The sequence below is a fragment of the Neobacillus sedimentimangrovi genome (assembly GCF_010614825.1).
GTDB lineage: Bacteria > Bacillota > Bacilli > Bacillales > Cytobacillaceae > Neobacillus > Neobacillus thermocopriae.
This window is the reverse complement of sequence record NZ_JAAFZF010000046.1, coordinates 1-20,738: the sequence shown is the minus strand read 5'-3', so window position 1 is coordinate 20,738 and position 20,738 is coordinate 1. Positions and strand designations below refer to the sequence as shown.

The 20,738-nt window shown below is 37.6% G+C and carries 19 protein-coding genes, 1 pseudogene and 1 riboswitch; of the genes and pseudogenes, 9 read left to right on the top strand and 11 right to left on the bottom strand.

Annotated features, from left to right (window positions below; translation table 11 throughout):
• Positions 1-229: 229 nt before the first annotated feature.
• Positions 230-1,315, bottom strand: a complete 1,086-nt coding sequence (locus tag GZA11_RS13380; RefSeq protein WP_038536818.1) for a tetraprenyl-beta-curcumene synthase family protein — start codon at positions 1,313-1,315, stop codon at positions 230-232.
• 15 nt (positions 1,316-1,330) lie between these two features.
• Positions 1,331-2,134: an alpha/beta hydrolase gene (locus GZA11_RS13375; RefSeq protein WP_163184190.1), complete on the bottom strand. Its 804-nt coding sequence runs from the start codon at positions 2,132-2,134 to the stop codon at positions 1,331-1,333.
• Positions 2,135-2,296: 162 nt separating this feature from the next.
• On the opposite strand from GZA11_RS13375, the gene GZA11_RS13370 reads away from it, so the two are divergent.
• Positions 2,297-2,809, top strand: coding sequence for a gamma carbonic anhydrase (locus GZA11_RS13370; protein ID WP_163184189.1), 513 nt, complete (start codon positions 2,297-2,299; stop codon positions 2,807-2,809).
• Between the two features lie 61 nt (positions 2,810-2,870).
• Here GZA11_RS13370 and metK read toward each other — a convergent pair whose 3' ends face one another.
• Complete coding sequence (metK, locus tag GZA11_RS13365) at positions 2,871-4,070, bottom strand: methionine adenosyltransferase (RefSeq protein ID WP_038536824.1); 1,200 nt, start codon at positions 4,068-4,070, stop codon at positions 2,871-2,873.
• Positions 4,071-4,315: 245 nt separating this feature from the next.
• Positions 4,316-4,451, bottom strand: a riboswitch (SAM riboswitch).
• 262 nt (positions 4,452-4,713) lie between these two features.
• Between metK and pckA the strand changes: the two genes are divergently transcribed.
• Entirely contained in the window at positions 4,714-6,300 is a 1,587-nt protein-coding gene (pckA, locus tag GZA11_RS13360) for a phosphoenolpyruvate carboxykinase (ATP) (RefSeq protein ID WP_038536826.1), read from the top strand.
• A 324-nt stretch (positions 6,301-6,624) separates the two neighbouring features.
• Here the strand turns inward: pckA and GZA11_RS13355 are convergent, their stop codons facing one another.
• Together GZA11_RS13355 and GZA11_RS13350 are read right to left on the bottom strand one after the other, a co-directional pair.
• Positions 6,625-6,867 (bottom strand): DUF2584 domain-containing protein, encoded by a 243-nt coding sequence (locus tag GZA11_RS13355; RefSeq protein ID WP_038536828.1) that lies wholly within the window; start codon positions 6,865-6,867, stop codon positions 6,625-6,627.
• Positions 6,868-6,904: 37 nt separating this feature from the next.
• A complete protein-coding gene (locus GZA11_RS13350; RefSeq protein ID WP_163184191.1) occupies positions 6,905-7,702 on the bottom strand; it encodes an alpha/beta hydrolase family protein in 798 nt (265 codons plus the stop codon).
• Positions 7,703-7,825: 123 nt separating this feature from the next.
• Between GZA11_RS13350 and GZA11_RS13345 the strand changes: the two genes are divergently transcribed.
• The 6 genes from GZA11_RS13345 (at position 7,826) to GZA11_RS13320 (ending at position 14,049) form a co-directional block, all read left to right on the top strand.
• Positions 7,826-8,842, top strand: a complete 1,017-nt coding sequence (locus GZA11_RS13345; protein WP_038536829.1) for an ABC transporter substrate-binding protein — start codon at positions 7,826-7,828, stop codon at positions 8,840-8,842.
• Positions 8,843-8,865: 23 nt separating this feature from the next.
• Positions 8,866-9,663: an ABC transporter ATP-binding protein gene (locus GZA11_RS13340; protein WP_038536831.1), complete on the top strand. Its 798-nt coding sequence runs from the start codon at positions 8,866-8,868 to the stop codon at positions 9,661-9,663.
• Positions 9,626-10,432, top strand: coding sequence for an ABC transporter permease (locus GZA11_RS13335; protein WP_038536833.1), 807 nt, complete (start codon positions 9,626-9,628; stop codon positions 10,430-10,432). Before GZA11_RS13340 ends, GZA11_RS13335 begins: the two co-directional genes overlap by 38 nt.
• A 435-nt stretch (positions 10,433-10,867) precedes the next feature.
• Entirely contained in the window at positions 10,868-11,431 is a 564-nt protein-coding gene (gene ahpC / locus GZA11_RS13330; RefSeq protein ID WP_038536836.1) for an alkyl hydroperoxide reductase subunit C, read from the top strand.
• 14 nt (positions 11,432-11,445) lie between these two features.
• Positions 11,446-12,975, top strand: coding sequence for an alkyl hydroperoxide reductase subunit F (gene ahpF, locus GZA11_RS13325; protein WP_163184188.1), 1,530 nt, complete (start codon positions 11,446-11,448; stop codon positions 12,973-12,975).
• 294 nt (positions 12,976-13,269) lie between these two features.
• The gene (locus GZA11_RS13320; RefSeq protein ID WP_038536839.1) at positions 13,270-14,049 is read left to right on the top strand and encodes a Cof-type HAD-IIB family hydrolase; all 780 of its coding nucleotides are present in this window, start codon (positions 13,270-13,272) and stop codon (positions 14,047-14,049) included.
• A gap of 85 nt (positions 14,050-14,134) precedes the next feature.
• Here GZA11_RS13320 and GZA11_RS13315 read toward each other — a convergent pair whose 3' ends face one another.
• The 5 genes from GZA11_RS13315 to GZA11_RS13295 all read right to left on the bottom strand — a co-directional run bounded on the left by GZA11_RS13315 (position 14,135) and on the right by GZA11_RS13295 (position 19,328).
• Positions 14,135-14,503, bottom strand: coding sequence for a PH domain-containing protein (locus GZA11_RS13315; RefSeq protein ID WP_038536841.1), 369 nt, complete (start codon positions 14,501-14,503; stop codon positions 14,135-14,137).
• 168 nt (positions 14,504-14,671) lie between these two features.
• Complete coding sequence (locus GZA11_RS13310; RefSeq protein ID WP_038536843.1) at positions 14,672-15,667, bottom strand: zinc-dependent alcohol dehydrogenase family protein; 996 nt, start codon at positions 15,665-15,667, stop codon at positions 14,672-14,674.
• Between the two features lie 194 nt (positions 15,668-15,861).
• The gene (locus tag GZA11_RS13305) at positions 15,862-17,526 is read right to left on the bottom strand and encodes a LolA family protein (RefSeq protein ID WP_163184187.1); all 1,665 of its coding nucleotides are present in this window, start codon (positions 17,524-17,526) and stop codon (positions 15,862-15,864) included.
• A complete protein-coding gene (locus GZA11_RS13300) occupies positions 17,513-18,061 on the bottom strand; it encodes an RNA polymerase sigma factor (RefSeq protein ID WP_163184186.1) in 549 nt (182 codons plus the stop codon). The genes GZA11_RS13305 and GZA11_RS13300 overlap by 14 nt, the downstream gene beginning before the upstream one ends.
• A 343-nt stretch (positions 18,062-18,404) precedes the next feature.
• Entirely contained in the window at positions 18,405-19,328 is a 924-nt protein-coding gene (locus GZA11_RS13295) for an iron-hydroxamate ABC transporter substrate-binding protein (RefSeq protein WP_038536848.1), read from the bottom strand.
• 528 nt (positions 19,329-19,856) lie between these two features.
• Between GZA11_RS13295 and GZA11_RS16535 the strand changes: the two genes are divergently transcribed.
• Complete coding sequence (locus tag GZA11_RS16535) at positions 19,857-19,997, top strand: hypothetical protein (protein WP_204317771.1); 141 nt, start codon at positions 19,857-19,859, stop codon at positions 19,995-19,997.
• 85 nt (positions 19,998-20,082) lie between these two features.
• Here the strand turns inward: GZA11_RS16535 and istB are convergent.
• A pseudogene (gene istB / locus GZA11_RS13290) lies at positions 20,083-20,738 on the bottom strand (IS21-like element helper ATPase IstB); the annotation flags it as partial.

Sequence of the window (20,738 nt, the reverse complement as noted above, 5' to 3'; positions counted from 1 at the left end):
CAATAAAATGACGCTTAAATTCGTCTGTATAGGTAATCGCCTTATCGCTAACTGATTTTACATAAGGATTCTTCTTTAGTAGTTCTTGTTCTTTTTTCGTTAATAGTCTCTTCGTCATTCTAGTTCCGCTCCAACATCTTTTTTCTCATTATAAACAAAAGTACCCTACAAGAAGGACTTTTTTCAAAGTGTCCATCTTATAGGGTACATTTTACAACTGCCTGGTTTTTTATTTTGTGATTAGCATTCTCTCCATTAACGATGGTACAGATTTTTGCAACGACCTATAGACAACTCCATTTAAATAGAAAAAATAACTGATCCAACCGCCTGATTTTATTATTTCTTTTGCCAGTTTTCGGACATCCTTTTGCTTTCGCACTTTTGAATCCGATAAATAAATACCTAATAACCCCCGGTTAATCAACTGGTGAAATTTTTTGTGGGGTAATAATTCAGTATGACGATCCGCCTCAGATACAAAATATTTTAATCGGTTACAAAGTATTTCCTGAGAATCGTAATAAAAGCAAAAATTTAAATCGCCGCCTACAACATCCTCTTCTTGATCTATGAAATAATCCAAAAGAATATGAAGCCCTTGTATGTACGGAAAATAACCTTTTCGAATATTGGCCGCATCACTTGCTGTAAAATCCTTTCTCATGGCATAGGAGACAAGACAAAAAATGCCGAGTGTAGAACCAGAGCAGGCCGAAAATTCATACCACTCCATATCTGGGAGCTGTTTTTGATATTGTTGAAACCATTTTTCAAGTCGCCCAACCCGCTCTTCTTCTTTTACATGCTTGTGTATTTGCAAATCACAATAATACTCGCACAGTTCAAGAAGATAATCTTTAATTAAATCATAATGTTCGATTTCTCTTAAAATGGTTCGGCAAGTTTTTGATAAATCATGTAAATAACCATCATCATCTTGATCTTCCCTCAATCGATAATAATTTTTATTGACTTCCTGCAACTTAAGTGCATCTGACATCGATTCATGAAGGGCAGCAAAATCATTCGGATCAAGTGAGGTACTTCGATCACACAGATTGTCAAGATAATCGCTAATGGTTTGATACGCTACAATAAACTTCACGGCCTTTTGATAATGCTCATTGGCAGTAAGAGCAAGAATGGCACCGCCCTCACAGTGAAAGGCTTTTTGGGCAATGCTAGCCAGCGCCTGTTTCCTTAACTCTGGATTCGGGATATTTTCAGCACGGCTTTTCCAATAAGCCAATTCCTGATGAACAGCTGGAAGTATTTTGCGGTAAACCTTTGCCATTAAGGTAATTGGCATCATGGAATACACCCTTTCTTACACAATATATCCGATTGCCTTTAATTGGCTGAGAACAAAGTCTTTCGCATATTCAAATACCTCTTCTCGCTCAGGCTCATTAAAGATTTCATGGTAACATTTTGGCCATTCCTTATACCTTTTTTCAGATAATGGAACACGGTTAAACCATTCTTTCACATGCTCTTTTCGGACAATCTTATCATCTCCCCCTTGCATCACAAGCATAGGGACGTCCTGAATTTTTTCCATATTTTGAAATGCCAGTTTTATACTGTGTACTAGCTCACGATACCATCTGACAGAAACCTTTGTAACATAAAGGCTATCATTAGAGTCCGCTTCTCTGACATCTTCATTTCTTGTAGCCATTTGAACTGTAAGTCCGGAATTTAACCTTAGAGTTGGAAAAACCACATTTAATACGTGTGAAAAAAGATCTAGCAATTTTGAGGGCGGTTTGACGAGCCCCAAACAAGGAGAGGACAGGATCACTCCGGCAATATCCAGTCTTTCTTCCTGCAACAAGCGAATGGAAATTAATCCGCCCATACTGTGTCCAAGTAAGAAAACAGGCAAATTGTAACGATAAGCTGCTTGTACCCAATCTTTGACTTCCATTATATATTCATCAAAGGAGTCAATATGGCCGCGGTTTGCTCTTGATGTCATGCCTTGTCCAGGAAGATCAGACATGATTACATGAAATCCGGATGAACGCCACATTTCAATCAGCCAGCCATATCGCCGATGGTGTTCCATAGCCCCATGGACAATCACGATCACAGCTTTTGCTTCTCCTTCTGCTTCCCACTTCCACATATTTATATAATCCCCCTGCTATCGTTTTAAGTATTTTACCATAACCTACAACCAATTGTAGGTTGAAACCATGTCCCTATGAAGGGTGTACCATTTATTTTATATTTCTGCAAATTTTCGATAAAATGAATACATCTATTGTATGGTAAAGGAGCGTTGTTTATGATTTATCCGTATAAAGATAAGTATCCAACCATTGCCGATTCCGTATTTATTGCCGATTATGTGACCATTACCGGTGATGTTGAAATTGATGAGGAATCCAGCATCTGGTTTAACACTGTTATTAGAGGTGATGTAGCTCCTACAAGAATAGGGAAAAAGGTTAATATTCAAGACAATTCTATCTTACACCAAAGCCCCAATAATCCCCTAATTATTGAGGATGAAGTAACGGTCGGACATCAGGTAATCCTGCACAGCTGTATCATTCGAAAAAAAGCATTAATTGGAATGGGCTCGATCATTCTTGATCAAGCGGAAATTGGTGAGGGAGCTTTTATTGGAGCCGGCAGCTTGGTACCTCAAGGTAAAAAAATCCCTCCCAATACACTGGCATTTGGAAGACCTGCCAAGGTGATTAGAGAACTCACTGCTGATGATATTAAAGATATGGAACGTATTTCAAGAGAATATAAAGAGAAAGCACAATATTATAAATCATTACAAAAGTAAAAAAGCGGGAGTAACTCCCGCTTTTTTATAGTCAAACTATAATAGTCAACGAATGAATTTATTATAAGTTTGCCTGTTGACGTAAGATTTCTGCTTTATCTGTACGCTCCCAAGGTAGATCTACATCAGAGCGACCAAAATGTCCATAAGCAGCTGTTTGCTTGTAAATCGGACGACGTAAATCTAACATTTTGATAATGCCAGCAGGGCGAAGATCAAAGTTAGATTCAACTAAATTAACCAATACTTCCTCAGAAACTTTGCCTGTACCAAATGTATCGATTGAAATAGAAACTGGTCTTGCTACCCCGATGGCATAGGCAAGCTGTACTTCACACTTATCAGCTAATCCTGCAGCAACGATATTTTTCGCTACATAACGTGCTGCATAGGCTGCGGAACGGTCAACCTTAGTAGGATCTTTACCTGAGAAAGCACCGCCACCATGACGAGCATATCCGCCATACGTATCAACAATAATTTTACGGCCTGTTAAACCTGCATCCCCTTGAGGTCCGCCAATAACGAAACGGCCAGTTGGGTTAATAAAATATTTCGTATTTTCATCAATCAATTCTTTTGGAACAACAGGATTGATGACATATTCCTTAATATTACGCTGAATCTGTTCTAATGTAATTTCTGGATGATGCTGAGTAGAAATAACAATCGTATCAATACGAACTGGATTGTTATTTTCATCGTATTCAACAGTTACCTGTGTTTTACCGTCTGGACGAAGATATGGAAGAATATCCTCTTTACGAACTTCCGTTAAACGATGGGCAAGCTTGTGTGCAAGTGAAATTGGAAGAGGCATAAGCTCTTTTGTTTCATTGCAGGCAAATCCAAACATTAAGCCTTGGTCACCCGCACCAATCGCTTCAATTTGCTCATCAGTCATTAAACCTTCACGTGCTTCCAATGCCTGGTCAACACCCATCGCGATATCAGGTGACTGTTCATCAATAGAAGTCAATACTGCACAAGTGTCTGCATCAAAACCATACTTAGCACGTGTATAACCAATCTCGCGAACTGTATCACGAACAATCTTCGGGATATCTACATATGTAGAAGTAGTGATTTCCCCTGAAACAAGAACTAACCCTGTTGTTACTGAAGTTTCTGCAGCAACACGCGCATTAGGATCCTTTGCTAAAATAGCGTCTAAAATAGAATCAGAAATTTGGTCACAAATCTTATCCGGATGACCTTCAGTTACTGATTCAGAAGTAAACAAACGACGTTTTGTTGACATCTGAATTCCTCCTATAGATATGAGATAAATGAGGTCGCTTACTTGCTTAGATGGCTTTCGCTCAAACCTCAGAATTGATACGGAACTCATTCCCTTATAGTATGAAATAAACACAGGGTTTTTATAATATATTAAATTTCCCTGTTATCTTCTCGTGTTAAAAAAGCGATTATGTAGACACGGACAAAAGAAAAAACCTTTCCATTTGAGGAAAGGTTATAAGCAATTGTTTTGCGTGCCTTTCACTCTTATCGTTCAAGGACTAGCCTTGCATCAGGTTAAGCACCTTTGCCTAGAAAATGTCTAGTTATAAGACATTTTCTTAGTATGCAGGTTGCTGGGTTTCATTGGGCCTGTCCCTCCACCATCTCGGGATAAGAGAGTATCCGTTCAGGGTTAAATCATAACCCACATCTTTAAGCAATGTCAATGGATTTTTTAGAAACTTTTATCAAAAAATATTCTTTATTCATTAAGTTTTTAATGAAAAAACTAATCCTGTCTATGACTTTTTCAACAGGATAAGAATAAAGTATAAAATACAACCTTACTTCATTAAATAGTATAGACTATTCGTATAATTGTGTTATACTATTGTTTGACAATAGTACTTAAAAAAATTTTTATAAGGAAGGTTCGTTATATGAATACTGTTCATATTCCAAATGAATTAAAACTTCTATTAAATGCAGATAATGTCCATGTTCAATTATCCGTTCCTCAGTTAGTGGAAAAAATTTTAAACCGTAATGAGGGGTTATTAACTTCTACCGGAGCAGTACGAGTTTCAACAGGTAAATATACTGGTCGGTCACCACAAGATAAATTTATTGTTTCAGAAGCGTCTACAAAAGATAAAATTGATTGGGGCTCCCTTAACCAACCAATCTCTGAAGAAGTTTTTACTAACTTATATAATAAAGTATTGGATTACTTAAAACAACAAAATGAAATATTTGTTTTCAAAGGCTTCGCAGGAGCTGATAAAAAATCCCGCCTACCGATTCAAGTGATCAATGAGTTTGCATGGCATAATTTATTTGCCCACCAATTATTTATCCGTCCAACTGAGGAAGAATTACTTTCACATGAGGCGGAATTTACAGTTATTTCTGCGCCAAATTTTAAAGCAGATCCTAAGGTAGATGGAACTAATTCTGAAACATTCATTATCATTTCCTTTGAACGTCGAATTGTTTTAATTGGCGGTACAGAATATGCAGGTGAAATGAAAAAATCCATTTTCTCTGTAATGAATTATTTGCTACCTGAGAACAATATTTTCTCCATGCACTGCTCCGCAAATGTTGGTGCTGAAGGGGATGTTGCATTATTCTTTGGCTTATCCGGAACAGGTAAGACTACCCTTTCCGCTGATCCGAACCGTAAGTTAATTGGTGATGATGAGCATGGCTGGTCATCAAATGGCGTGTTCAATATCGAGGGCGGTTGTTATGCAAAATGCATCAATCTATCACGTGAAAAGGAACCGCAAATTTTTGATGCAATCCGCTTTGGAACGGTTCTTGAAAATGTGGTTATCGACCAAGAATCTCGAATTCCGGATTATAATGATGGAACACTAACTGAAAATACCCGTGCCGCTTATCCAATCGAAGCGATTGATAATATTATTCAGCCTAGCATTGCAGGCCATCCGAATACCATTGTATTCTTAACGGCTGATGCTTTTGGTGTATTACCTCCAATTGCTAAATTAACAAAAGAACAAGCAATGTATCACTTCTTAAGCGGTTATACATCAAAACTTGCTGGTACTGAACGTGGTGTAACATCACCACAAGCTACATTCTCTACTTGCTTTGGCGCGCCATTCCTTCCACTTCCGGCAACACGCTATGCTGAAATGCTAGGAGAAAAAATTCTTGAGCACAATGTAAATGTCTTTTTAGTAAATACAGGCTGGACTGGCGGAGAATATGGCGTGGGTCAAAGAATGAAGCTTTCTTACACAAGAGCCATGGTGCAAGCTGCACTTGAAGGTGAATTAAACAATGTGGAGACTATCAAGGATGAAATCTTTGGTTTAAATATTCCACTTCATATCCCTGGAGTACCAGATGAAGTTCTTCAGCCACAAAAAACATGGGCTGATCCGAAAGCATATGAAATTAAGGCGAAAGAACTTGCAGCCAAATTCCGAGAAAACTTTAAGAAGTTTAAAGACGTAGGACCAGAAATTGAAGAAAAAGGCGGACCAATTGCCTAAACTTTTTCATAAAAACAAGCGATTCCAATTGGAATCGCTTGTTTTTTAAAATTACCCTCCAAAGTTACCACCTAGGTGAGGTGACTTAATCGCGTTTTTAGCCCTTTCACTTTCCACTGGTATTCAAAAAAACTTCTCAGCTATATGACTTAATCCGCCCTACTTTGAATCACTTCCATGAAATACGCTTAAACATATAGGAAGTGAGATGTGACTTGCTAATCTAATGCTCTTATCAATTTCAATATCCTAAAAAAGTAAATCGACAATTCGTTTTTAATCAATTTCTCTTTTTAAAATCTAAGCAAGAGCCATTCATTCGTTTTAATTGGTGGAATTTAATGAAATTAATTGATAAGTGATGGTAGTGGTATTTTTTTCCCACTCTACTTTTTTAATTAAAGCTGTCCCACTTGAGTTGCTGTCTAAAGTTTTTCGAACATCTACTGGGATTTCTAGTGGATACAATCGATAACCTTCTTTTTGTAAAGCAAAAAGATTTTCTTCAAGTCGTTTTTCGTTTCCTTTTGTAACAATTAACGTATTTAATTCAAGAGGCATCCCCATAACGATCCACTCCTCTACTATTTATAACTCTATCTTATCATCTTTTACTATTTTTTTTCATCCACTTCGTTAATTCTTCAACGATTTTTCGATTAATGGTTGGCGGAAAGTAATGGGTAAAGTGGTTAAAATACCAACATTCAACTGACTTGTTAAGGGTGCGCAGCCTTCTTTCTAGCCGGTAAGCATGCTCAATAGAAACATTTCGGTCATTGACTCCATGAATAATGAGAACGGGTACTTCTATTTTTTCTAATTCATAAAGAGGTGTTCTTTCTTGATATCGTTCCGGATACTTCTCTGGAGTCCCTCCAATGACTCGTTTCATCATTCTTCTTAAATCCTTGCGCTCGTAGTAAGTCAGGCTCATATCACTGACGCCACCCCAAGTGACAAGTGATGCTGCGTCAGGAAATTGAATTCCCGTCAATAACGCCATTACTCCACCGCGGGAAAATCCAAAAATATGTATTTGTTTAATATTCGGAAACGATTTAAGCAATAAATATCCCGCAAATGCATCTTCCCGGTCATTTCCAGCAAAGTCTTCATTACCTTCCCCACCCTGATTGCCACGATAGTAAGGAGCAAATACGACAAACCCTTCTTGGGCAAATTGGGCAATCCTCGCTGGACGAACCTTGCCGACGTTTTTGATTCCCCCTCTTAAATAAAGGAAGCCGTCAGTGGAACGTTCCAATTTCGGTTCCGCTAGCATCCCCTTGACTCGAAGACCATTTGACCAATACGTAATTTCTTTAAGTTCTACGTTTGGATTTGGAGAGGGAAAACGTTTAATATGAATGATTTTGCCGTTATAGTCATTTTGATTCATAGTATCGATCCTTTTTCTTAACATAGTTAGAATTCCGAAAAATTTATCAGTGAGTATTCACACATTTTTTTCATCTTCATACGATATGTTAGGCAAAACGCCCAGATAGGAGGTCATATCTAAATGAAAAAATGGTCAAAAATCAGTTTCTCTTTTCTATTGATATCTATACTTATGTTTTCTCTCATCGCTTGTAATAAAGATACCGATAAAAAACAGGAGAAACTTCAAAAAGTTCGGATTGCAGAAGTTACCCGTTCAATTTTCTATGCTCCCCAATATGTTGCCATATCAAAAGGTTTTTTTAAAGAAGAAGGGCTTGATATCACCTTAACAACTACACCGGGTGGAGACAAAACAATGACGGCCTTGATCTCAGGTGGTGCCGATGTAGCTCTTGTTGGTTCTGAAACTTCCATTTATGTTTACTCGCAAGGATCGAATGACCCTGTGATTAATTTTGCTCAGCTCACCCAAACAGACGGAACGTTCCTTGTCTCCCGGGAAAAAATCGATAATTTCACATGGGAAATGCTTAAAGGTAAAACCTTCCTGGGACAGCGAAAAGGCGGCATGCCACAAATGGTAGGTGAGTTCGTTCTTAAAAAGCACGGTATCGACCCACATCAAGATCTCAACCTTATCCAAAACATCGACTTTGCGAATATAGCGAATGCTTTCGCTTCAGGAACTGGGGAGTTTGTCCAGTTGTTCGAACCAACCGCAAGTATTTTTGAAAAAGAAGGAAAAGGCTATATTATTGCCTCCTTCGGTAAAGAATCAGGTCATGTTCCATATACGACCTTTATGGCAAAAGGCAGTTATATCAAAAATAACAAAGAGACTATTGAAAAATTTACTAGGGCCATTTATAAAGCCCAACAATGGGTAGAAACTCACTCAGCTGAAGAAATTGCTAGAGCGGTAGAAGAATTCTTCCCTGATACCGATCCTGAAATTATGAAGACAGTTGTCGAGCGCTATAAAAGCCAAGGCTCGTTTGCTACAAACCCCATTTTAGATGAAGAAGAATGGAACAATCTGAAAAACATTATGAATGAAGCTGGCGAGCTTCCACAAGATGTGGATTATAAAACACTAGTGAATACCGAGATAGCAGAAAAAATTATGAAAAAATAAAACAGAAAGGGTGGCCGGCTTTCATGAGCTTCTTACAGGTTCAAAATATCCATCATACGTACTTTACTAAAGACACTGCCACCACAGCCCTTTCCGATATCTCACTTACGGTTGAGGAGGGAGAGTTTGTTTCCTTCCTCGGTCCAAGTGGCTGTGGAAAAACAACTCTCCTCTCTATTATTGCCAATCTGATCAAACCAACAGAAGGAACGATCTTACTAGAAAATAAGCCCGTATCAACCTTAAAAAATGATATTGGCTATATGCTGCAACAAGACTATTTGTTTCCTTGGAAAACGATCGAAGAAAATATCCTGTTAGGTCTTAAACTATCCAAACAACTAAATGAAAAAACAAAAACGAACACCTTAAATCTGCTTAAACAAATGGGATTAAATGGAGGTATTGAAAAACAGCTACCGAAACAACTTTCCGGTGGCATGAGACAAAGAGTCGCCCTCGTCCGTACACTTGCCACCGAACCAAAGCTATTGATGCTTGATGAACCATTTTCTGCCCTTGATTATCAAACAAAGCTCAAACTGGAGGATTTAGTATCAAACACCTTGAAAGCTTTTGGTAAAACAGCCATTCTTGTCACCCATGATATCGGAGAAGCGATTGCGATGAGCGACCGTGTTTTTCTCCTTTCACCAAGACCTGGGAGAATTTATAAAACATTTGAGATACCCGAGGAATTAAAAAGACTATCCCCTTTTCATGCAAGAAACCATGAGGCATTCCAGGGTATTTTTCAAACAATTTGGAAGGAGTTGGAGTCCCTTGAACAAACAACTGAAAAAAGTAGAACTCCTTCATAAAAGCTATATCCAATCATTGAAGGTGGAAAAAAGATGGGTTCGTATTTACCAAGCTATTATTTTTCTTCTCTTCTTTTCCAGCTGGGAGTTCTTAAGTCGAAATGAGTGGATTGACCCTCTCATATTCAGCTCACCGTCGAAAATATGGAATCTTTTCATCGACAACATTCAAGACGGATCATTGTTCACCCATTTAGGTGTAACATTAACAGAAACAATCTTCGGATTTCTATTAGGTACCTTCCTTGGTGTATTCATTGCCGCCATTCTATGGTGGTCCCCCATGATTTCCAAAATACTGGACCCTTATCTCGTAGTTCTAAATGCAATGCCAAAAGTAGCTCTTGGTCCAGTTCTAATCGTAGCACTAAGTCCAGGGTATCCTTCTATTATTGCCATGGGAGCGATCATATGTGTCATTATCACCACAATTGTTGTATATACGTCGTTTAAAGAGGTGGACCCTAACTATTTAAAAGTACTCCAAACCTTCGGGGCAACAAGATTTCAATGTTTTAAGGAAGCTATCATACCTGCCAGTTTTCCTACGATTATATCAACCTTAAAAGTTAATGTCGGACTTTCATGGGTCGGTGTGATTGTCGGAGAATTCCTCGTCTCCTCTAAAGGACTGGGATACATGATCATTTACGGATTTCAAGTCTTTAATTTTACCTTAGTCTTTTTATCATTGTTGGTAATCGCCGTAATCGCTACAATTATGTACCAATTAGTGGACCTCCTTGAAAAAAAACTAATCAAACAATAGCTTGTTACAAGAAAGTTTCCTTACACTTTCCTATATTAAAAAAAAGACGGTTCATTTTTATGTTTAGAAAATGAACCGTTTTGTACATACTTTGAATCATCTCAGGTAAAAATGGACATGTTCTAGATAGATGATTATTAACTATCAATTTCCAAAAAAGCTCAATTAAATAAATAATACTTTGTAATCATTAAAAAGTTTTCAATACTTTAAATAAATATTAATTGAGAAATAGTCATCGTAATTGAAAATCTAAGAATCATAATAGCCTAAAAAATAAATTACAAAAATGTGAGTTAATTTGTTGACAAACCAACTAATTTATATAATAATTAATTTCGAATTAAAATTATTATAAATAACTAATAATAATAAAATACATATTATTATTGGTTATTATTAATAAAATAAAAAGCAATTTAGGAGGAATTAATCATGTCTTTAATTGGCAAAGAAATTCAACCATTCACAGCACAAGCATTCCACAATGGTGATTTTATCACTGTTACTGAAGAAAACTTTAAAGGAAAATGGAGTGTTGTTTGCTTCTATCCAGCAGATTTCACATTCGTTTGCCCAACAGAATTAGAAGACCTTCAAAACCAATATGCAACACTAAAAGAACTTGGTGTAGAAGTTTACTCTGTATCAACTGATACTCATTTTACTCATAAAGCATGGCATGACCATTCACCAGCTATTAGCAAAATTGAATACATCATGGTTGGTGACCCATCTCAAAAAATCTCTCGCATTTTTGATGTACTTGATGAAGAAACTGGTCTTGCACAACGCGGTACATTCATCATTGACCCAGACGGTGTAGTTCAAGCAATGGAAATCCATGCAGACGGAATCGGCCGTGACGCAAGTGTTCTTGTAAATAAAATTAAAGCAGCACAATATGTTCGCAATAACCCAGGCGAAGTTTGTCCTGCTAAATGGCAAGAAGGCGGCGAAACACTTAAGCCAAGCCTTGACCTTGTCGGTAAAATTTAAGGGGCAAGATTCTAATGTTACTAGATGCAGAAATCAAATCACAATTAGCCCAATATCTTCAAATGATGGAAGGCGATGTGCTGCTTAAAGTAAGTACTGGCTCTGATAAAGTATCTCAAGACATGCTCTCCCTTGTGGATGAATTGGCTACTATGTCATCTCACATTAAAGTAGAGAAAACAGAGTTAGAGAGAACGCCAAGCTTTAGCATTAATCGACCTGGCGAAGACACTGGCATCACTTTTGCCGGTGTCCCGCTTGGACATGAATTTACCTCTTTAGTTCTAGCTCTACTTCAAGTTAGTGGAAGAGCTCCAAAAGTTGATCAAAAGGCTATTGAACAAATTAAGAATATCAAAGGTGAATATCACTTTGAGACCTATGTAAGTTTAACATGTCACAATTGTCCTGATGTAGTGCAGGCATTAAACGTCATGAGCGTCTTGAACCCTGGCATTAGCCATACCATGATTGATGGTGCTGCATACAAAGAGGAAGTAGAGAGCAAAAACATCATGGCAGTTCCAACTGTTTTCTTAAATGGTGAACCTTTCGGAAGCGGACGGATGTCCCTTGAGGAAATCCTTGCAAAAATAGGAAGCGGCCCTGATGCATCAGAACTTTCTAATAAAGAACCTTTTGATGTACTTGTTATCGGTGGTGGTCCTGCTGGGGCAAGTGCAGCCATCTATGCAGCACGCAAAGGCATTCGCACAGGTATTGTTGCTGAACGCTTTGGCGGCCAGGTTATGGACACTCTTGGTATCGAGAACCTAATTGGTACGAAATACACTGAAGGTCCAAAGCTTGCAGCAAGCCTTGAAGAACATGTGAAAGAGTACGACATTGATATCATGAACTTACAACGTGCCAAACGTTTAGAAAAGAAAGACCTGATTGAAGTAGAACTTGAAAATGGTGCTGTTCTAAAAAGTAAGACCGTTATTCTTTCTACTGGTGCCCGCTGGCGCAATGTCGGTGTCCCTGGTGAAGCAGAATTCAAGAACAAAGGCGTGGCATATTGTCCACATTGTGACGGTCCGCTATTTGAAGGAAAACACGTTGCCGTTATTGGCGGCGGAAATTCCGGTATTGAAGCGGCCATTGATCTTGCAGGTATCGTTAAACACGTAACCGTTCTTGAATTCATGCCAGAGTTGAAAGCTGATAAAGTTCTGCAAGAACGTCTATATAGCCTTCCAAATGTTACAGTAATCAAGAATGCACAAACAAAAGAAATTACCGGTACTGATAAAGTAAACGGAATTACCTATATCGACCGCGAAACAGGGAAAGAACACCATATTGAACTACAAGGTGTCTTTGTTCAAATCGGACTTGTCCCTAATACCGAATGGTTAGAGGGTACCGTAGAACGCACTCGTTTCGGTGAAATCATAGTCGATAAGCATGGTGCTACATCCCTTCCTGGTGTATTTGCAGCAGGTGACTGTACTGACAGTGCCTACAAGCAAATTATTATCTCTATGGGATCTGGTGCTACTGCAGCATTGGGCGCATTCGATTATTTAATTCGGAATTAATACATGATTCTTTTAACCTTGAAAGTCACTATTTTACCTACACAGGTAAGATAGTGACTTTCTTTTTTTAGGCATAATTTTGAACATTTTGATTGGTTAATGAATTAATGAGTATTTGATTTGACATGAAATCCCTTTCATAAATTACACTCTTAACAAAGGGACTACAGGTTGATAAGATTCATCATTCAAATTCGTCATATTACTGTATGGCTAAAGTGAATATCGGGGATGTTACAACCGAAAGTACTACTATGAAAAAACGAATGATCAAGTACAGAAGGTGGGAGAGAAATGCAAGAACAAAGCGTGATTTTCTTTGATATAGATGGAACTTTGCTTAATTCAAAAAAGGAGTTGCCCATTTCAACAAAGGAATCTATTTTTAAACTGAAGGAGCTTGGACATGTTGTAGCGATCGCCACAGGCCGTGCTCCTTTTATGTTTGAGGATTTACGGAAGGAATTGGATATTCACACTTATGTCAGTTATAACGGACAATATGTTGTGTTAAACGGTGAGGTCATATATACAAATCCTTTAAATATTAATACCCTTGAAAAATTAACAGAAGAAGCGCTTCAAAATGATCATCCGGTTGTTTTTATGGACCATGAAGATATGAAAGCAAATGTACCGGACCATCCTTATATTAAAGAAAGTATTGAGACTTTAAAAATTAGTCATTTTCCAACACATGATCCACACTATTATAAAGGGCGTGAATTATACCAATCCCTCCTTTTTTGTCCAGTAGGAGAAGAAAAACAATATGAACAAAAATATGATGATTTTGATTTTGTCAGATGGCACCCTGTATCCGTCGATATTCTTCCAAAGGGTGGTTCAAAAGCAAAAGGTATTGAAAGAATTGCAAAAGAACTAGGGGTTTCTCCTGAACGAATCTATGCTTTTGGCGATGGACTAAATGATGTGGAAATGCTCTCAACTGTTCAAAATAGTGTGGCGATGGGTAATGGGGAAGAATTGGTAAAGGAAGCAGCAAAATTTGTGACAAAATCTGTTGAAGAAGATGGAATTCGCCATGGATTAGAAATGGTCGGTCTTTTATAATAAGTTTCTCTCCATCAAATGAATAGAAGATTTACTCCAAAACAAAGCATCCGAAGTTTTCCAAAAACGGATGCTTTGTTTTGTTCTATAAAATAGCCTCTGCAATAAGTTTGTCAAATTTACGAATATCGATGCCTTTCTTTAAATTTACTTTTATATGACCAGCTTTTGTCCATAATTCAACCTCTGCATTCACATCAAATAAACTTCCCGCGTTTTCAGTCGACCACATGTAAATGGATGAATATGGCAAAGAATAAATCTCAACCTTTTTTCCTGTAAGCCCCTGTGCGTCTCTAACAATTAACCTTTTATTTGTAAAGATCGCACTGTCTCGAAACGTTTTATAAGCAGCAATCGCTACCTCACCCTCTACTAGTATATCGTTTACATCATTTGGAACAGGACATTCCGAAATCAGAGTCCATTGTAATATTCCTTGCGTTACAGCCATATTAATACCTCCTAAAGATGAATTTCCCTTTATTACATTCTGGAAATCTTTTGAAAATCCTTTTACTGCATTTGTAGTGTCTTATTTTTCTATTAAAACTACTTCATCATTTTTCGGAGCATACAGGAAAAACCCACTAAAAAATGGGTTCTTTTTCAAAAAGTACTATTACCATTCATTTGTTAAGACAATTTTTCCAATAGCCTTGTTAGATTCCAATAAAGAATGTGCTTCGCTCACTTGATCAAATGTAAATGTTTTTTCATGGACGAGTGGATATAGTTTTCCTTCCTCTACAAGCTTTGTTACTTTCTTTAATATTTCGCCATATTCCTGCCTTAGATCTTTATTTAATATTTTTAACAGCATGAACGTAATATGTAAGGTTAATGCTTTTGCATGGAGAGGGGATAAATCATGCGTTGAGCGTGCCGCAATACCTAAAACTGTTCCAAATGGAGCCGCTGCCTGGAAAGAACGGTCAAGATTTTCACCGCCCACTGTATCAAACACGATTTCGAACCCTTTTCCATCTGTGTATTCCTTTACGTATTCTTCAACTGACTGTTCTCGATAATTAATCACCACATCTGCACCCAAACGCTGACCAATACTTGCTTTTTCTGAAGAGGAAGCCGTAGTGAATACCCTTGCACCAACCAACTTTGCCAGCTGAATGGCAACATGACCTACTCCGCCAGTCGCAGCATGAACGAGGACTGTTTGACCAGATTGAATATTGGCACGATTATAGAGCGATTCCCATGCAGTAATGGTCACTAGAGGAAGTGCCGCTGCTTGTGCCATCGTCAAATTTTTTGGTTTATGTGAAATTAGCCGTGCATCAGCAAGCATATATTCTGCCAGTGCCCCTCCTGTTTCTTTAAAACCACCTGCGCAACCATATACTTCATCTCCAACCTTAACATTTGTTACCCCTTCCCCGACTTCAATAACAACTCCAGCTACATCGCCGTGTAATACCGCCGGAAAGGCTGGTGCAACGGCTGGCACCAAACCACTACGTACCTTTGTATCAATTGGATTAACACTGGTTGCTTTAACTTGGATCAAAACATGCCCTGGAATGACTTTTGGTTTAGGAATTTCAGCAAGCTCAAAAACCGATGGATCTCCAAATTTTTTTATCACCATTGCCTTCATTATTAACCACACTCCTCACCTAGGATTGTACACGATAAATTTACTTTTTAGAAATATTATGAATTTTCCTCATGAAAAAAGCTGGCTCTCGTTGATTGAGAATAACCAGCTTTTAATGTAACAACACCATTCATGGAGTCAAAGAGTAATTGAAAAGAGCCTTTCCCTGCTAACAAGAAGTGAATCTATTCGTCTTACTCCATAGGATCATAACCTACAACAGTCCAAATCCCAGTGGCATCTTGTCTGATGAGCCGCTTTAAATAAATCCTCTTAATAGGTGATTGATCCCCTGTTACTTCTACAATCGCTGTTTTACCTGTGTTCTGGACGAGCTTAAGATCCTCGATAGAAACAGGATATTCACCAGTAATGCCTTCAGGAGACATTTTTAAGCTTACAAAAACCTGTGTAGTAAATAATGGGTCAAGTTTCCATGGTGAGCTTCCAGCATCCGCATTTTTTTGATCGTTTTCCTCCACTGATAGGTCATAAGGAACTTCTACTTTCGGTTTAAAGGAAGATTGTTCATCTTGAGACGGCATTTCCAATTTGCCATCAACAACATTTTCTACAAATACAGTCAAATCCTCGAGTGACGCTTGACCTACAACTGCAAATTCTAATCCATCTTGTTGCCAACGGAGTGAATTGATTTTGGTTGTTCCTGAATAAGGAATACCACCACCAAGCAATCCTGCTTCCTCATAGAGAGGAGCCTGAATTTCAACTGGATGTTTATTGATTTTTCCTAATGTAGCATTTGGAACTGGTTCAAACTTACCGGTCGATTTTCCTTGGACAATCATGACCTTTTTAGAACGATCTTTTGTACTATAATACATTTTTACTACTTTTTGTTCAGGAAGAACAGCAATTCGCTCCTGGATATAACCATCTGGAATTGTTTTTGGTGCCGTTGGTGTAAAACCGACTGTTTTTTGAGCCTCTTCCAAATTGTTTACAACCTGCTCAGGGTTGTTGTCAATCACCGTATAGTCACGGGGAACTTGATAAGATAATAGTTCATTAGGAATAGGATTACTAAAATCAATTTGTGTATACGTTACTGTATATTGAATGGCATGCTGCATAGCTGATTGTTTTTTCAACGGAAGCTTTGTTTCTTGATCGATCCATAAATGATAGGAAGATGTGCCCTTAGGCGTTATTTCTAGAACAGTAGTCTTTCTACCTACAATTTTTTCTTCACCTATCTCTTTAACTGACAAAGCATTTTTTACATCATTTATTTCATTTCCTAGGTCAAAAATAAAGCTATAGTTATCTGGGAAGGTTGGAAAAATCTGAACTTGCTTTTTGTCAGGTTGTAGCTGCCATTTCTTTTCTCCATTATTAACCGTAATATAATTCTTATTTGGTCCTTGTAATCCTTTTATATAATAGTTTCCATCTTTATTTGCCCATACTTCCAATTTTGCTTGCGTAACAGATTCACCATCTTTATTGGTTTCAACTATTTCTATCGTCCCATGATAAGCGTTAATCATTTGATACGCCTCTTCCATGGCTTTAACAATATTGGAGCTTCCTGGTGTAAAAAGGATATTCATCATGAGTGCGAACATAGCAGCAATTCCGACCACACTTGCCATCCATGCCCATTTTCTAGATTTAACCGTATGCTTGCGCGATACTTGTTCTTCAACAGCTTTGACTAGTCTTACTGGAAAGTCTTCTCCAGGCATGGCAGGTTCTTTAAGGCTTTTTACCAGTTTAACCGTTTGAAAAAGCTCTTTTAATTCATCAGAATCCGTAGTATATTCATCTTCTTTTGGTTTCTTTTCTATATTTAATTGGTCAATAAAATCTGATACTATTTTTTCATGTAGATTCATCTGTTGTCCCTCCCATTAGATTATTAGATTTAAGGATATTGGCAAGATTCTTTAATGCCCGATGTTGTATGACACGGATGGTCCCTTCTTTTTTATTCATTAGACCAGCAGTTTCTGCCACAGAAAATCCTTTAAGAATCCGTAGTTCGATCACCGTCCGTTGTTCCTCATTAAGCTGGGTTATAGCATGTTTGATCATTAAGCGATCGGTGCTATTCTCAGAATGATCTTCCACCGCATTTTCTTTTGGAATAAATGTGTCAATATCCACTATAGGGCCCCTTCGTTTTTTCTTGCGCCATAAATCGCGCATGACATTTAACGCAACTGTTTTTAAAAAGCCAATATATTTATCCGGATTCACACTCCCATTTTGCAAATAGGAAATAGCTTTTACATATGTTTCTTGGGTTATATCTTCCGCTTCCTCTCTGTTCTGTACTTTATAATAGATGTATTGGTAAATGGATTTCCATGTCCCATAACATATTTCCTCAATAGATTCCTTTTTTCCATCCTTATTCCAATCAGGCATAAGTAACTAACACCTTCTTTCTCTTTCAAACTGTTGACGATAATATAAACGACCGCATCTATTCCAGCGTTACATGATTTCTACATAAAAAATGAGGCTGTCTAAAAAGTCCATTTAAGAGAAAAATGAACCCAAATTAAAAACCCAAGAATGTTGATTTAACAGCATTCTTGGGTTTTGCTTTTATAAAGATTTCGGCTGAAATACCACTTTCCGGACAGCCCCATTTTTATCATTTCATTAAATTCATATATTATCCTTTTAATGGGAGTTAACATCCATTCTTAATGTCATAAATTATTAAAAGAAAAGGGATTCCTATAATAGAATCCCTCCATTGGTCTTACTTATTCAAAAATGATTTTTCAATGAAATCAAGCTGATGTTCTAATGAAATTGGATCATTGAAATAAAATCCTTTGGCATCTACTTCAAACACACGATTATTTTTGACAGCAGGCAAGTTCTTAAATGTTTCCGTTTCTACATATGAGGTATCTCCATCCTCATATTTGCTTAAGATTAAATAATCTCCTACATAGTCGGAAAGGACCTCAGGTGAAATGGCATAGTAGCCATCTTTCTTTGTCATCTCTTTTACTTTCTCAGGCATTTTCAATTTCATTTCCTGATAGAGTATTTCCCCTCCACGGCCATAATTATCACCAAAAACATAAAGCTGTTTTTCATCGTTTTCAATGATAGAAATTGTGGCGTCTTCACCAATCTTAGCTTTAATCTCTTCCCCAGACTTTTGAGCACGTGCTTGGAAATCTTCTACCCACTTCCTTGCTTCCTTTTCTTTATTTAATAGCTTACCTATTTCAATATGTTGCTCTAAATAATTTAATTTTCCATAGGTAAATGTAACAGTTGGGGCTATTTCTTTAAGTTTGTCAAGATTTTTGGTACTGGACAAAGCAATAATTAAATCCGGGTTTAATTCAATTATCTTTTCCAGATTCTCCTCTGATACTTGTTCAACATCTTTTAATTGATCCTGGAAATTCGGATTCATTTTAGACCATTGATCCACTCCAACCAGGTTTACACCCAATGACATAACACTACCTGAGTAAATGTGAGATAGAACCACCACTCGTTTCGGATTAGCAGGCACTTCTATAGGGCCGTCCTCTGATTGATAAGTAATGAACTCACGGTTATCTGCTGTATTATTATCTTTAGACTTTTCAGTTGTTTGCTTTCCACAAGCACTTATCATAAGTACCAGTATAAGCAAAATGGGTAACAACCATTTTTTCATGATGATCTTCTCCTTTATGTAAAAAGTATCCTTTTATCTTGTTATAAACTAGTCATTTCTTTCGTTTACAACACCCCAATATATTTAATTGAAAACGATTATCAATATCATCACTCATACTATAAAGCTATTTTCTATATGTGTCAATAAGTAAAAAAAAACAAGCAGGGCAGAATTGAGAAATCTTTTGAAGGATATTTCTATCGTTTGGTAGAAAGTTATTTATTCACTGAAAGATGTAGAGAACGGCAACATCTTTTATATAACTTCCTTGAGGCATAAGACTTGCGAAAAAATGAGAGTGTCGCAGGTCTAGTTAAGCATGCCTTTCTAAGCGTCATATTGCGTCATTTTGTCCCGTCTCATTGTCGTTAAGATTTCTCATGGCCTGTCTGTGTCGCGCGAAATTGGGACGTTTAAGGATGTTAGGGAACGTGTCGCTGTATTGCGGAGACATAGCAAGGACTTTGTCTTGTACGATGTCAGTCATGCTCATGTGCGAATGAACGATGTTTTGTGACTGAATAAATGTATTGTGTTGTCGGTCATAACCGAATTGCAGGATATTTCTTGTGTATCGATGAATATGTATATGTGACTGTATGGTGTACGAATGAACGTGAACGGGTGACCGATGCGAAAAATGGGGTGAGTAAATGGATCAGATAGACAATGAGTGACTTACAGTTGTTTTTGGCAAGTAGGAAATGTATCAAATGGCAATTAAAAATGTACCACTTGCCAATCCCTATATTTACTTATTGTGTAATAATGATTCTTTATACCGGTAGCTTTCTCCATTAAATACAATTAAATGAGAATGGTAAATCAGCCGATCGATCACAGCTTCCGTTAAGATCGGATCCCCAAATACGTGATTCCACTGACCAAATTGTAAATTCGTCGTCACAATCATGCTCTTTCTTTCATAGCACATTGAGATGACTTGAAAAAGAAGTTCTGCCCCCTGTTTATGTAGAGGGATTTACCCTAGTTCATCAAGAATCAGAAGATCGAGTTTCTCTATCTGCTTAAAGACCCGGCTCAACGAGCCTTTTTCGTGCGCATCTAGTAAGCTATTCACTAGACCAGCCACCGTAAAAAATTTGATGCGTTTCTCTAATTTTTGAATCGCGTTTAAACCAATTAACGTCGATAAGTAGGTCTTTCCGGTACCCACACCTCCATAAAAGATTAGATTTTCTCTATTTTCAATAAAGTGCCCGTTTAACAGATATTCTGCTGTGATGCCTTGAGCCATTTGAATGTGGGTCCATTCAAATGGCTTTCCTGCTATTTTAGGCAACGTTGCCTGAGAGAGTAATTGATTAACCTTTCGTTTTTCCCGTTGTTTCACTTCTTGTTCAAAGAGTTGGAGAAGATACTCCTCATGGCTCATTGCTTCGATTT